Origin of the sequence: Streptomyces sp. NPDC101178 (genome assembly GCF_044767965.1) — a bacterium.
Classification (GTDB): domain Bacteria; phylum Actinomycetota; class Actinomycetes; order Streptomycetales; family Streptomycetaceae; genus Streptomyces.
In genome coordinates this window covers 63666-77553 of the sequence record NZ_JBIWOZ010000002.1, presented here as the reverse complement: position 1 = coordinate 77553, position 13888 = coordinate 63666, and the positions used below count along the sequence as shown (strand labels likewise).

General features: G+C 72.4%; 9 protein-coding genes. 6 read left to right on the top strand and 3 right to left on the bottom strand.

From position 1 onward, the window contains the following. The first annotated feature begins 14 nt into the window (after positions 1–14). The 3 genes from ACIRR8_RS04455 to ACIRR8_RS04445 all read left to right on the top strand — a co-directional run bounded on the left by ACIRR8_RS04455 (position 15) and on the right by ACIRR8_RS04445 (position 4001). On the top strand, positions 15–1430 hold the full coding sequence (locus tag ACIRR8_RS04455; protein WP_404058865.1) for an NAD(P)/FAD-dependent oxidoreductase: 1416 nt from the start codon (positions 15–17) through the stop codon (positions 1428–1430). 136 nt (positions 1431–1566) lie between these two features. Further along, positions 1567–2031, top strand: coding sequence for a hypothetical protein (locus tag ACIRR8_RS04450; RefSeq protein ID WP_404058863.1), 465 nt, complete (start codon positions 1567–1569; stop codon positions 2029–2031). 143 nt (positions 2032–2174) lie between these two features. Beyond that, positions 2175–4001, top strand: coding sequence for a chitinase (locus ACIRR8_RS04445; RefSeq protein ID WP_404058861.1), 1827 nt, complete (start codon positions 2175–2177; stop codon positions 3999–4001). A gap of 206 nt (positions 4002–4207) precedes the next feature. On the opposite strand, the gene ACIRR8_RS04440 is transcribed toward ACIRR8_RS04445, so the two are convergent. Next, positions 4208–4783 carry a phosphatase PAP2 family protein gene (locus ACIRR8_RS04440; protein ID WP_404058858.1) on the bottom strand — a complete coding sequence of 192 codons (576 nt, stop codon included), beginning with the start codon at positions 4781–4783 and terminating at the stop codon, positions 4208–4210. Positions 4784–5192: 409 nt separating this feature from the next. Beyond that, positions 5193–6533, bottom strand: a complete 1341-nt coding sequence (gabT, locus tag ACIRR8_RS04435) for a 4-aminobutyrate--2-oxoglutarate transaminase (RefSeq protein ID WP_404058856.1) — start codon at positions 6531–6533, stop codon at positions 5193–5195. 280 nt (positions 6534–6813) lie between these two features. Between gabT and ACIRR8_RS04430 the strand changes: the two genes are divergently transcribed. From ACIRR8_RS04430 to ACIRR8_RS04420, 3 genes are all read left to right on the top strand, one after another. Next, positions 6814–9381, top strand: coding sequence for an ATP/GTP-binding protein (locus ACIRR8_RS04430; protein WP_404058853.1), 2568 nt, complete (start codon positions 6814–6816; stop codon positions 9379–9381). Between the two features lie 157 nt (positions 9382–9538). Further along, a complete protein-coding gene (locus ACIRR8_RS04425; protein ID WP_404058850.1) occupies positions 9539–11113 on the top strand; it encodes a PucR family transcriptional regulator in 1575 nt (524 codons plus the stop codon). A 223-nt stretch (positions 11114–11336) separates the two neighbouring features. Then, positions 11337–12782: an aldehyde dehydrogenase family protein gene (locus ACIRR8_RS04420; RefSeq protein WP_404058847.1), complete on the top strand. Its 1446-nt coding sequence runs from the start codon at positions 11337–11339 to the stop codon at positions 12780–12782. Between the two features lie 411 nt (positions 12783–13193). Here ACIRR8_RS04420 and ACIRR8_RS04415 read toward each other — a convergent pair whose 3' ends face one another. Further along, complete coding sequence (locus ACIRR8_RS04415; RefSeq protein ID WP_404058845.1) at positions 13194–13778, bottom strand: DinB family protein; 585 nt, start codon at positions 13776–13778, stop codon at positions 13194–13196. Between the last annotated feature and the right edge of the window lie 110 nt (positions 13779–13888).

The following is a 13888-nucleotide window of genomic DNA, read 5'->3' as shown; positions in this document are numbered from 1 at the left end:
AGGAGTTGGAAACCATGGCCCCAGCTGCCATGAGTATCGCCGCCCGATCACTCTCCGGCGCCAAGCCGGTCTCCTACTGGCTCGACGACCCGGCCAAACCCGCCGCGCTGCCCGCCCTCACCGGCGACGAGCACGCCGACCTCCTGGTCATCGGCGGCGGCTACAGCGGCCTGTGGACCGCGCTCATCGCGAAGGAGCGCGACCCCGGCCGGGACGTCGTCCTCATCGAGGGGCACGAGGTGGGCTGGGCCGCCTCGGGCCGCAACGGCGGCTTCTGCGCCGCCTCCCTCACGCACGGCCTGGCCAACGGCGTCGAGCGGTGGCCGGACGAGATCGCGAAACTGGAGGAGCTGGGGGAGCGGAACCTCGACGCCATCGAGGCCGCCGTCGCCCGCTACGGCATCGACTGCGAGTTCGAGCGGACCGGCGAGATCGACGTCGCCACCGAGCCGCACCAGCTCGAAGAGCTGCGGGAATGGCACGAGGAGATCGTCAAGCTCGGCATCACCGGCGTGGACTTCCTGGACCGTGAGGCCCTGTGCGCCGAGGTCGACTCGCCCACCTTCCTCGGCGGCCTCTGGGACCGGAACGGCGTCGCGATGCTGCACCCGGCCAAGCTCGCCTGGGGCCTGAAGCGGGCCTGCGAGGAGCTGGGCGTACGGATCTACGAGCACACGCCGGGGCTGGACCTGGTCCGCTCCGGGACCGGGATGGCGGTGCGCACGCCGTACGGCCGGATCTTCGCCCGCCGGGTCGCGCTCGGCACCAACATCTTCCCGTCGCTCGTCAAGCGGGTCCGCCCGTACACCGTTCCGGTCTACGACTACGCGCTGATGACCGAACCGCTCACGCCCGAACAGCTCGAATCCATCGGCTGGAAGGGCCGCCAGGGACTCGGCGACAGCGCTAACCAGTTCCATTACTTCCGGCTCTCCGCGGACAACCGGATCCTGTGGGGCGGATACGACGCGATCTATCCGTACGGAGGCCGTCTCAGCGCCGATCTGGACCAGCGGCCGGAGACGTTCCTCAAGCTCGCGGAGCAGTTCTTCGACTGTTTTCCGCAGCTTTTCGGAGTGAATTTCTCGCACGCCTGGGGCGGTGCGATCGATACGTGCTCGCGCTTCACGGCTTTCTTCGGAACGGCCCACCAGGGACGGGTCGCCTATGCCGCCGGATACACGGGACTCGGCGTCGGCTCCACGCGTTTCGGAGCCGATGTGATGCTCGATCTGCTCGCCGGTGAGGAGACCGAGCGGACCCGCCTGGAGATGGTCCGCTCGAAGCCGATGCCGTTCCCGCCGGAGCCCTTCGCCTGGGCCGGGATCGAGATCACCAAGCGGTCCCTCGCCCACGCCGACGCCAACGGCGGGCACCGCAATCTCTGGCTGAAGACCATGGACAAGCTGGGGCTCGGCTTCGACAGCTGACACCTTGTCCAACAGTGTGACTCACGTCACGGTCATTCGTGGCCCCGACCCGCGTCATAGTCGGGGCTGACCGCTCTCTCGCACGTGTACCCACCGGTAGACCCCTGCCGGTGTTCACGTCAACGGGAGGCTGGTCATGACGGGACCGGAAACGAAAGCCGCGATCGAGTGGCTCACATCAGTGGCACCGGACCCCGCCGCCTGCCGGTGGGAATGGGAGCGCAACCCCCAGGGGATCGCTCTTCTTCCCGCCGGCAGGCGCTGGGACGTGCTGATCCTCCCCGGTGAGCTCGGCTATCCGACGCTCGACGTGCTCACCCGTCTCATCGACCGGCCCGGGCCGGTCCTCGCCGACTTCGGCGAGTCCCGCATGGGCTTCTTCGTCCCGCCCGGCACCGCGTCCCGCTGGCTCGGCACCGGCATCCGCGGCGCGGGCCCCGGCACCTGGATCGTCGTTCCGCACCCGGGCCGCGCCGCCGGAGGGGTGCGCTGGCTGATCCCGCCGGACGGCTCGGGAACCCTTACGGACGCGGCGCTGCTGGAGCTGGCGATGCACGAGGCGGCCGGAGCCGCCGCCCAGGACGACCGGGAGGGAGGATGACCCGCCGCCGGAGGTCGTGAGGGGCGTGATCCCGCCAGGGGCCGCGAAAGGGCGGTCCCATCGCCAGAGGTCTTGACAACCTGATTGGTCTGGACCATGTTGTGCGCACGCCACACCCAATTTCCCCCTGCACGGAGGCTGTTGTGGAACGCACCGGACCAACCGTCAGATTTTCCGGACTTCTGGCCACCTGTACGGCCGCGGTGCTCGCCGCCGGTGCCCTGGTCGCCACGGCACCGGCGGCGAGCGCGGCGGACGTGGACGTGGCGCGCAACGGCGGCTTCGAGGCCGGTCTCGACGGCTGGAGCTGCACCGCGGGCAGCGGAGCGGCCGTCTCCACCCCCGTACACGGCGGTACGAAGGCGCTGAAGGCGACGCCTGCGGGCAACGACAACGCCCGGTGCTCCCAGCCGGTCACGGTCAAGCCCAACTCCCGCTACACGCTGAGCGCCTGGGTGCAGGGCAGCCCGGTCTACCTCGGCGCCACCGGCACCGGCACCACCGACGTCTCCACCTGGACCCAGTCCACCGGCGCCTGGAAGCAGCTCACCACCAGCTTCACCACCGGCCCCTCCACCACCTCCGTGAGCGTCTACACCCACGGCTGGTACGGCACCCCCGCCCACTACGTCGACGACCTCACCCTCGTCGGCCCCGGCGGCGACCCGGTGGTCGTCCCCGCAGTCCCCGCGGGCCTGCGCACCACCGCGATCACCTCCTCCTCGGTCGCGCTCTCCTGGAACGCCGTCTCCGGCGCGACCGGCTACAACGTCTACCGAGGCGGTACGAAGGTGGCCTCGGCCACCGGCCCCTCCGCCACCGTGACCGGGCTGACCGCCTCCACCGCGTACAGCTTCCAGGTCACCGCCACCAACGCGGCCGGCGAGTCCGCGAAGTCGGCCGCCGTCACCGCGACCACCGCGACGGGCGGCGGAGGCGGCGGCGGCACCAAGCTCCCCGCCCGCGCGCTGGTCGGCTACCTCCACTCCAGCTTCGCCAACGGCTCCGGCTACACCCGCATGGCGGACGTTCCCGCCTCCTGGGACGTCATCAACCTCGCCTTCGGTGAGCCCACCACCGTGACCTCCGGCGACATCCGCTTTTCGCTCTGCCCGGTCACCGAGTGCCCGAACGTCGAGTCTGAGGCGGAGTTCAAGGCCGCCATCAAGGCCAAGCAGGCGGCGGGCAAGAAGGTCCTGATCTCCATCGGCGGCCAGAACGGCCAGGTGCAGCTCGCCTCCACCGCCGCCCGGGACGCCTTCGTCACCTCGGTCTCGAAGATCATCGACACCTACGGCCTGGACGGCCTGGACATCGACTTCGAGGGCCACTCCCTCTCGCTGAACACCGGCGACACCGACTTCCGCGCCCCGACCTCACCGGTGATCGTCAACCTGATCTCGGCGGTGAAGACCCTCAAGGCGAAGTACGGCTCCGACTTCATCCTGACCATGGCGCCGGAGACCTTCTTCGTGCAGCTGGGCTACCAGTTCTACGGCTCCGGCCCCTGGGGCGGCCAGGACCCGCGCGCCGGCGCCTACCTGCCGGTCATCCACGCCCTGCGCGACGACCTGACCCTGCTCCACGTCCAGGACTACAACTCGGGTCCGATCATGGGCCTGGACAACCAGTACCACTCGATGGGCGGCGCGGACTTCCACATCGCGATGACCGACATGCTGCTCGCCGGCTTCCCGGTCGCGGGCAACACCAGCCGGGTCTTCCCGGGCCTGCGCCCCGACCAGGTCGCCATCGGCCTCCCGGCCTCGACCAACGCGGGCAACGGCCACACCTCACCGGCCGAGGTCAACAAGGCGCTCAACTGCCTGATCAAGAAGACCGACTGCGGCTCCTACCAGACGCACGGCACCTGGACGGACCTGCGGGGCCTGATGACCTGGTCGATCAACTGGGACCGGTTCAACAACTGGGAGTTCAGCCGGAACTTCAACTCCTACTTCGGCCGCTGAGGCACCCCTGAGGCAGCCCACCAGACCGATGCCCGTCGCCGGGGTGAAGAGGATCGCGGCGACGGGCATCATCCATGCCGTCCTGCCCGTCCTGGGGTGATCACGCGCGGAGGGGTGCTACGAGGCGCTGGGCACGGGTACGGCAGAGCACCTGCATCCGCACCTCTGCGGCCGCTTCGCCACGATCGGCCACGACACCCCGGAGCTCACCGAGTGGCTCGCGGCCCACTTCGACGCCATCGGCTGACCCACCACAGCGGCGCGAGCAGCACCGGCCCCAGGCACCAGCTCGCCAGCACGTCCAGCGGCCAGTGGTAGCCGTGCAGCACCAGCCCGACGCCCGTCACCGCCGTCAGCAGCACCGCGGCGGCGGGCGGCATCCACGCACGCAGCCACGCCGGCCGGTCCACCGCGAGGAGGAGCAGCGCCGAAGCCCCGTACGCCACCGCCGCCGTCGCCGTATGGCCCGACGGGTAGTAGTTGACGGCCTCGGTCAGCGGACCCTGCCGGGCGGTGGCCACCTTCAGCGGGATCACCAGCGCCGGGACGGCCGCCATGGTGAGGGCCGCGTACACCGGCAGCCGCCGCGCACCGCGCCAGAGCGCGTACGCCATCGCGCAGACGAGCACCGGGAGCGCCACCGGCACCCCGCCGAGGTCGGAGAAGAGCTGGGTCAGAGCGGCCGGGCCGCGCCGGAAGAGGCTGTCGCCGACGCGTTCGTCCAGCCGGACCAGCGGGCCGTCGGCCACCACCTGCCAGGTGATCAGCCCGAACAGGGCCACCAGGACCACCAGCGGGGCGAGAACGAGAGAGGCCGGCCACCCGGGAACAGGGGGGGTTGTTCCGGGATGGCCGGCGGGACCGGTTCGCCGCGCGCCCCGGGGGGTGTGGGGCGGGCGGCCGTCCGATCGGTGAGGAGTACCGGAGCGCGAGGCTCCGGCGCCGTGCCCGAGGGCACGCCCGGGACGGTGCTGGGGAAGCCCCGACCCGGAATCACCCGCGGTTTCCCGTGGGCGATGTGTTTCTCTCATCTGCAGAAACCGTACGGCAGCGGAGGGGTGGCCGACAGCCGCAGCCGCCACCCGCCATCGCCCCCGCACACCTTCTTCACAGGCCCTCACCCGGATGCCGTACGGCGGCGGCGCGGGACCACCGCCGTACGGCATCCGGGTCCGAAGGATCCGCAGAGGATCAGAGCGTGCCGAAAGCCTGCTCGATCACGTCGAGGCCCTCGCCGAGGAGGTCCTCACCGATCACCAGCGGCGGCAGGAAGCGCAGGACGTTGCCGTAGGTGCCGCAGGTCAGGACCATGACGCCCTCGGCGTGGCAGGCCTTGGCGAGCGCGCCGGCCGCCTCCGGGTTCGGGTCCTTCGTGCCGGACTTGACCAGCTCGATCGCGATCATGGCGCCACGGCCGCGGATGTCGCCGATGATGTCGCCGTTCGGGAGCTTCGCCTGCATCTGCGCGAGGCGGTCCTTCATGACCTCCTCGATCCGCTTGGCCTTCGCGTTCAGGTCCAGCTCGCGCATCGTCTCGATCGCGCCGAGCGCCCCCGCGCAGGCGACCGGGTTGCCGCCGTACGTACCGCCGAGGCCGCCCGCGTGCGCGGCGTCCATGATCTCGGCGCGGCCGGTCACGGCGGAGAGCGGCAGACCGCCGGCGATGCCCTTGGCGGTGGTGATCAGGTCCGGGACGATGCCCTCGTCCTCGCAGGCGAACCACTGGCCGGTGCGGCAGAAGCCGGACTGGATCTCGTCCGCGACGAAGACGATGCCGTTGTCCTTGGCGAACCGCGCGATCGCCGGGAGGAAGCCCCTGGCCGGCTCGATGAAGCCGCCCTCGCCGAGCACCGGCTCGATGATGATCGCGGCGACGTTCTCCGCGCCGATCTGCTTGGTGATCGCGTCGACGGCCTGGGCGGACGCCTCGGCACCGGCGTTGTCGGCGCCGGTCGGCCAGCGGTAGCCGTAGGCGACCGGGACGCGGTAGACCTCGGGCGCGAACGGGCCGAAGCCCTGCTTGTACGGCATGTTCTTGGCCGTCATACCCATGGTGAGGTTCGTCCGGCCGTGGTAGCCGTGGTCGAAGACGACGACGGCGGTGCGCTTGGTGTAGGCGCGGGCGATCTTCACCGCGTTCTCGACGGCCTCGGCGCCCGAGTTGAACAGCGCCGACTTCTTCGCGTGGTCGCCCGGCGTCAGCTCGGCGAGCTGCTCGCAGACCTCGACGTACCCCTCGTACGGCGTGACCATGAAACAGGTGTGGGTGAAGTCCGCGAGCTGCGCGGAGGCGCGGCGTACGACGGCCTCGGCGGAGGCGCCGACCGAGGTCACGGCGATGCCGGAGCCGAAGTCGATCAGCCGGTTGCCGTCCACGTCCTCGATGATCCCGCCGCCCGCGCGGGCGGTGAACACCGGCAGGGTGGAGCCCACACCTGCGGCGACGGCGGCGAGCCGGCGAGCCTGGAGCTCGACGGACTTCGGGCCGGGGATGGCAGTGACGACGCGGCGCTCCTGCGGGATTGCGGTCATGAGGGGCTCCTGGGGGTGTTTCGGACGCTCTTCTCATCGCAGGCTAGGGGTGGGTGGCGGACCCGGGCATGCTCCGATCGGGAGTGGTGGGTGCGTGTCGTTGTCCGTCGCGGACAGAAGGCGGTGTGCAGCCCCGCCGACCTGGTGCGATGCGGATCCGTGGCGGCCGGTGGCGGCCCGGGGACGGTCGCTCTTCGGGCGGGTTGCTGAACTCCCCGTGCGCGCGCACTAGATTGACCGGGGCAGCGGACGGACCGGCAGGTCAAGGGGGCAGTGGTTCATGGACGACGAGGGCACGCGGGGCGTACGGGGCACGAACGCGGACAGGGTGCCCGGCCAGGCCGTGCCACCACCGCCGCCGGAGCCGCCGCGGGCGGAGCCGCCCGCGCACCCCGGGGCATCGTGGGCGGCTCCGCCTGCGGACCCGGGGGCGGCATGGGGCGGGCAGCAGTCCGCCGGGCAGCCCTCGCCGGGACGGGCTGCGGCCGGGGAGCCCGCCGCGCCGCCGTTCGGGCAGCCCTCCGCGTGGACCTCCCCGCCCCCGCCCGGACCGCCCCCCGCCCGCCCCGCCACCCCACCACCCCCCGTCGAGCAGCCCGCCGCCGGCGCCCCGGCCCTCGACGCCTGGCTGCGTACACCCCGCCCACCCCAGGCCCCCGGCGTCTGGCGGTTCGGGTTCACACCGCGCCCGGCCGAGCAGAGCGAGGAGGTCTCCGACCGCTCCCTCCTCGTGGGCGCCGTCATCACCCTCCTCTCCGCCCTCCTCCTCTGGTCGCTCTGGCGCAACGGCTACCTCCCGTACCGCCTCGTCCCCCTCAAGCTCTTCACCCCCGGTGAGTGGTGGAACCCGGGCACCTCCGGCGGCCCCCGCACCATCGAGGGCTCCGACGCGCTCACGGTGTACGAGGCACTCCTCTTCGGGCTCCTCGTGTACGGGTGCGGCCGGATCGGCAACTTCTCCGAGCTCTTCCGCCGCCATGTCGTCCAGCGCGGGCAGCCCTTCCTCGCCCTCGCGGCGGCCGTGGCGGCGGGCCTCACCCAGCTCCTGGTCTGGAAGGAGACCCTGCCGGTCGTCCGCCCGGTCCTGGTGCTGGTCGCCGCCGTCGCGGGCGGCGAGATCTACCAGAGCCAGACCGTCGTCAACGTCATCTACGCGCTGATCACCGCCGCCGTGCTGTACCCCTTCGCCCGCCTCGGCCGCTGGCGCGAACTCCTCGCCGCCCGCAAGGGTGCCGAAACCCCCGCCCCGGCCGATACCACCCCGGCCCCCGCCACCGCGACCTCCGCCGACCAGTGGCCCGAGCTGCGCGCGGCCGGCTGGACCGACGCGGCGGAGACCCTCACCGCCGAGGTCCGCACCGGCCGCATGAACGACGTGGACGTGGCCCGGCTGCGTCACGCCTGGACGCAGGCCACGCGCAGCCCCGACCGCCTCGCCCCCCTCGCTGAGGCCGTCCTGCGCACCGGGGGAGCGGCCGCCCCGCACCCCTCCGGCGACCGCGACCTGCCCCGCCGCACCGCCCGCCACGACGTGCTCACCGGCCAGGTCCGCATCGGCCGCTGCGCGGACGACCCGCACAACCCCTACGCCCGCCGGTCCACCGGTATCGCCCTGGACCCCACCCTGCTCGGCACCTCGCTGCTGGCCGTCGGCCCGCCCGGCTCCGGCAAGTCCGCCCGGCTGGTGCGCCCCGCCGTGGAGGCCCTCGGGCTGCGCGCCCTGGCCGGCCAGGCGGCCGTCCTCGCCGTCGGCGGCACGGGCGCGCCCGTCGGCCCGGACGAGGCCTTCGACGTCGTCGTACGCGTCGGCAACCCCGCCTCCGCCCACGACCTCGACCTCTACGGCGGCACCTCCGACCCCGACGAGGCCGCCGCCGTCCTCGCGGAGGGGCTCGTCGGCGATGTCGGCAGCCTGGACAGCCGCCGCGCGGCCACCGTACTGGCCCAGCTGCTCGGCCCGTACCGGACGGCCCACGGCCACTTCCCCTCCGTACCGGAACTGCGCGAACTCCTCGACGGCACCCCGGCCGCGCTCACCGCGCTGCGTGCCACGCTCGAAGCCGCCGGACACCACGCGATGCTCCGCGAGCTGGAGGCCCGGACCCGTCAGGCGGGCGGCCCCGGCGACCCCGCACCGGCCCTCGCGGACCGGGTGGCGCTGCTGGACCGGCCCGCGTTCGCCGGATTCTTCGCCACCGGCCCGGACGCCCGGCCCTTCGCGCTGCGCTCGCTCGGCCAGTACCCGCTGCGGGTCCGCGTCGACCTGCCGGAGCGCGGCCACGCGGAAGCGTCCCGCCTCCTCACCCGGCTGCTGCTCGCCCAGTTCACCGCGATCACCGCCGCCCGCACCGACACCACGCTCTTCGTCGGCCTGGTCCTGGACGACGCGACCCACGCGGTGACCGCCGAGACCGTACGCGGCATCCGCCGGCTGCGCTCCGTCAACGCGGGGGCCGTCCTCACCCTCCGTACCGTCGACGACGTCCCCGAACCCCTGCACACCCCGCTTCTCGGCGCGGTCGGCTGCACGGCTGCCCTCTCCGGCATCACCACCTGGGACGGCAAGCGGTTCGCCGAGGCCTGGGGCAAGGAGTGGGTGGAGACCCGCGAGGTCGCCCAGCACACCGTCTTCGCCGACCAGCCGTTCACCCGCGCCCTGCACGCGCTGCGCAAGCTGGTGACCGGCAAGGCGGTGACGACGGACGCGGTGACCGTACGGCAGGTGGAGAAGGAGCGCTGGTCGGCCTCGGAGCTGGCGTACGCGGTCCCGGCCAGCCACGCGGTGATCCGGCTGACCACGGTCGACGGCGAGCACGCACCGCCGCTGCTGGTGGAGCTGGGCGGCTGAGAAAGGCCCCCGAGGACGGAGAGCGGTTACCGGAACTCTGCCGCCCTGGCAGAATCGGTGGCAGCCGTTCATACGGGACGGCGTAATAGCCACCACCGATCCGGCAGGGCAGCCCCTCGCCGGCCACGCGTCTCCGACACCGAGAGTTCCCGCTCCCATGCCCCCCACGCTCGCCTCGCTCGTCCAGCACTCGGCGCTCAAGCTCACGGTGCGGGCGGGCGCGGACCGGCTCGACACCCCGGTGCGCTGGGCCCATGCCAGCGAGCTCGCCGACCCCGTCCCGTACATGGACGGCGGCGAACTGCTCCTGGTGACCGCCACCAACCTGGACGCCGAGAACGCCGAGTCCATGCGCCGGTACGTGCGGCGGCTGGCCGGAGCGGGCGTCGCCGGGGTCGGCTTCGCGGTCGGCGTCAACTACGAGGACGTCCCGGACGCGCTCGTCGAAGCCGCCGAGGAAGCGGGACTTCCGCTCCTCGAAGTGCCGCGCCGCACGCCGTTCCTCGCCATCAGCAAGGCCGTATCCGCCGCCATCGCCGCCGACCAGTACCGCGCGGTCACCGCCGGCTTCGAGGCCCAGCGCGAGCTGACGAAGGCCGCGCTCGCCGGTGACGGCCCCGCCGGCCTCCTCGCCCGCCTCGCCACCCACATCGACGGGTGGGCCGCGCTGTACGACACCTCCGGCGCGGTGCTCGCCGCCGCCCCCGACTGGGCCGCGCGCCGGGCCGCCCGCCTCACGCCGGACGTCGAACGCCTCCGGGACAGACCCGCGCCCGCCAGCGTCGTCGTCGGCGACAGCGAGGACCGGGTCGAACTCCAGTCGCTCGGCACGGGCCGCCGGGCGCGCGGCGCACTGGCCGTCGGCACGGGAGCGGCCCTGGGCACCGCCGAGCGGTACGCGGTCCACTCCGCCGTCGCCCTCCTCACCCTCACCACCGCACGCTCCGGCGCGCTCCAGGGCGCCGAACAGCGCCTGGGCGCCGCCGTCCTGCGCATGCTGCTGGCCGGCCAGCCCGACCACGCCCGCGCGGTCGCCGGAGATCTGTACGGCGAGCTGCTCGACGCGCCATTCCGGCTGATCATCGCGGAGACGGTCGCGCCCGCCGCGTACGAACTGCTCACCGAGACCATGGAGGCCGCCGCCGCCCGCTCCGGCGAGGCGCTGCTCATGGTCCCCGAAGGCGAGCGCGTGGTGATCCTGGCGGCCGACGGCGGCACGGCGGTCGCCGCCTGCGCGGCCTACGCCGAGGCCCAGGACGACCGCGCGCCGCGCGAGGGAGCCGCCGAGGACAGCGACGTGATCGTGGGCCTCTCCGCCCCGTGCGGCCCGATCGCCGTCTCCGCCGCGTACAAGCAGGCGGAGCAGGCCCTCTCGGTCGCGCGCCGCCGGGGCAGGGCCCTGGTCGAGCACGAGGAGCTGGCGGCCGGGTCGGTCCTGCCGCTCCTCGCGGACGACGCCGTACGGGCCTTCGCCGACGGCATGCTCCGCGCCCTGTACGAGCACGACGCCAAGGGCCGTGGCGACCTCGTGGCCTCCCTGCGCGCCTGGCTCTCCCGCCACGGCCAGTGGGACGCGGCCGCCGCCGACCTCGGCGTACACCGCCACACCCTGCGCTACCGCATGCGCCGGGTGGAGGAGATCCTGGGCCGCTCGCTGGACGACCCGGACGTGCGGATGGAGCTGTGGCTGGCGCTGAAGGCGACGGAGGCGGCGACTCCGCCGGAGGAGTAGGCCCAGGCCTCCTCGGCCGCCGCGGCCTCCTTGGCCTCCTCGGCCTCCTTCGCCAATCCGTAGCAGGGGAGGCCGATCCCACTCCACCCCGGCTAAACGCGATCGCGGCAGCCTCGCCCTACCGTGGAAGTCGGTCGGGGAGCCTCAAGGGCACCCACGACCTCCTCGACAAAGACCTCCTGGTCAAAGACCTCCTCACGACCTCCGAAGGGCCGGAACCTCCATGACTTCGCCCCACGCCTTCTGGGTGGCCGGCCGCCAGGCCACCGGTGCCGACAGCTTCGACGTCACCAACCCGTACGACGGACGCCTCGTCGGCACCGTCAGCGTGCCGACCGACGCCCAGGTGGAGGAGGCCGTCGCCGCCGCCCACGCGGTACGCGATGAGTTCGCGGCGACCCCGGCGCATGTACGGGCGGCCGCGCTCGACCACGTCGTACGGCGGCTGGGGGAGCGCACGGAGGAGATCGCGCAGCTGATCTCGGCGGAGAACGGCAAGCCGATCAAGTGGGCGCGCGGCGAGGTCGGCCGGGCGGTCTCGGTGTTCCGGTTCGCGGCGGAGGAGGCCCGGCGCTTCAACGGTGGCGAGGCGCAGCGCCTGGACACCGACCTCGGCGGCACCGGCCGCCTCGGCCTGACCCGCCGCTTCCCGCGCGGGGCGGTCCTCGGCATCGCGCCCTTCAACTTCCCCCTCAACCTCAGCGCCCACAAGGTGGCCCCGGCCATCGCGGTAGGCGCCCCGATCATCCTGAAGCCGGCCCCGGCCACCCCGATCTCCTCGCTCGTCCTCGGCGAGCTGCTGGCCGAGACCGACCTCCCGGCGGGCTCCTGGTCCGTCCTGACGGTCCCGAACGACAAGATGCCCGCCCTGGTCCAGGACGAGCGGCTGCCGGTCATCTCCTTCACCGGCTCGGGCCCGGTCGGCTACGCGATCATGGAGTCGGTGCCGCGCAAGCACTGCACCCTGGAGCTGGGCGGCAACGGCGCGGCGGTCGTCCTCGGCGACTACGCCTCGGACGAGGACCTGGACTGGGCGGCGACCCGGATCGCCACGTTCTCCAACTACCAGGGCGGCCAGTCCTGCATCTCGGTGCAGCGGGTCATCGCCGACGCCTCGGTCTACGACCGGCTCGTCCCGAAGATCGTCGCCGCCGTCGAGGCCCTGGTCACCGGCGACCCGGCGGACGCCACCACGGACGTCGGCCCCCTGGTCAGCGAGGACGCGGCGAAGCGCGTGGAGTCCTGGGTGGACGAGGCGGTCCAGTCCGGAGCCGAACTCCTCACCGGCGGCAAGCGCGACGGCGCCACCTACGCCCCGACGGTCCTGGCGGCCCTCCCGGACGACGTGAAGCTCTCCTGCGAAGAGGTCTTCGGCCCGGTCATGTCCCTCCAGAAGGTGGACGGCGAGGCGGAGGCGTTCGCCGCCGTCAACTCCTCCAAGTACGGCCTCCAGGCAGGCGTCTTCACCCACGACCTCCAGACCGCCTTCCGCGCCCACCGCGCCCTGGAGGTGGGCGGCGTGATCATCGGCGACGTCCCCTCGTACCGCGCCGACCAGATGCCGTACGGCGGCGCCAAGCAGTCCGGAGTCGGCCGCGAGGGCGTCCGCTACGCGATGGACGACTACACCTACGAGCGCGTCCTGGTCCTCACGGGCCTGGCCCTGTAACACCCCGCAACGACCCCGCCGCGCCTCCCGCCCGGACAGCGGGTGCGGGGCGGGGCAGGCACAAGACGAACGGCCGGAGCCCACTGTGCGGGGGCTCCGGCCGTTCTCTGCCCCTTGACCCACTGACCTCTTCGTCCCGAGGTAGATCGGCCAGGGACGGCACACTGCCTTGGGCGTCTGCGCCGCTCACCTGGGCGGATGGCCGGCAGCCGTTCGCGTTCGTTCGCCGAGGTGCGTCGTGGTTGTCACGCAGTGAGACGCTGTCGAAGCCGTCCGACGTCCTGTGCCCCGAGCGGCGACTCGCCGGCCTCAGGCTTTTTGAGCCTTGAGGATGCTCCCGGCAAGGTCATCGACGGGCTGGCGCAGCTCTCGTTCCGACAAGGAGTCCTTGGGAGCGAATGGGACAGCCTTCTATGCCTTGACCGATTCGGCCGACCTTGCGGCCTGCTCGATCTTCGCGCGGTAGGAGGTGCGGGCTTCCTCATCGATCTGCATCTCGTGTTCGGGGCGCATCCCGGTTCGGCCGTCGACGGCTTCGCGCAGGATGTCGGCGTGCCCGGCATGCCGGTTGGTCTCGCCGAGGACGTGGACCAGGATGGCGAACAGGTTTGTGTCGGCATGAGGCTCCGGCCACCACGGCACGTGGCCGGGGGCATCGAGGGCAAGCTCGTCGATCGTCGTGTCCGAGTGTTCCCACGTGCGCCGGTAGGACTCGATGATCTGATCGCGCGCCTCGTCCGCAGCCGCCCACAGATCGCTGCCGTCGTGGTCCTGCCATCGGACCAGCGGTTCCGGAGACGGCCGGTCGAAGACCTCACCGAAGTACCTGGCCTCAACGCTGGCCACGTGTTTGACCAGGCCGAGGAGGTTGGTCCCGGTCACTGTCAAAGGTCGGCGGGCGTCGTACTCGGACAGGCCGTCGAGTTTCCAAAGCAGCGCCTTGCGGTCCCGCCGCAGTCTGCCGTGCAAGCTGGTCTTCGCGAACGCATCGATCATGCGCCATGAGCCTGCCACGGGCTACTCGTGGCCTCAAGATCCTGTGCGTGGACCGCAGCGGCCGGCGGAGCCGGAGCCTTCACCATGCGCGGATTCGACGTCGTCACGGC

What these genes read in the sequence shown, in the direction of transcription:
- ACIRR8_RS04430 (WP_404058853.1), top strand. Translation starts at nt 6,814, where the DNA reads ATGGACGACGAGGGCACGCGGGGCGTACGGGGCACGAACGCGGACAGG.
- ACIRR8_RS04450 (WP_404058863.1), top strand. Translation starts at nt 1,567, where the DNA reads ATGACGGGACCGGAAACGAAAGCCGCGATCGAGTGGCTCACATCAGTG.
- ACIRR8_RS04455 (WP_404058865.1), top strand. Translation starts at nt 15, where the DNA reads ATGGCCCCAGCTGCCATGAGTATCGCCGCCCGATCACTCTCCGGCGCC.
- ACIRR8_RS04415 (WP_404058845.1), bottom strand. Translation starts at nt 13,778, where the DNA reads ATGATCGATGCGTTCGCGAAGACCAGCTTGCACGGCAGACTGCGGCGG.
- ACIRR8_RS04420 (WP_404058847.1), top strand. Translation starts at nt 11,337, where the DNA reads ATGACTTCGCCCCACGCCTTCTGGGTGGCCGGCCGCCAGGCCACCGGT.
- ACIRR8_RS04425 (WP_404058850.1), top strand. Translation starts at nt 9,539, where the DNA reads ATGCCCCCCACGCTCGCCTCGCTCGTCCAGCACTCGGCGCTCAAGCTC.
- gabT (WP_404058856.1), bottom strand. Translation starts at nt 6,533, where the DNA reads ATGACCGCAATCCCGCAGGAGCGCCGCGTCGTCACTGCCATCCCCGGC.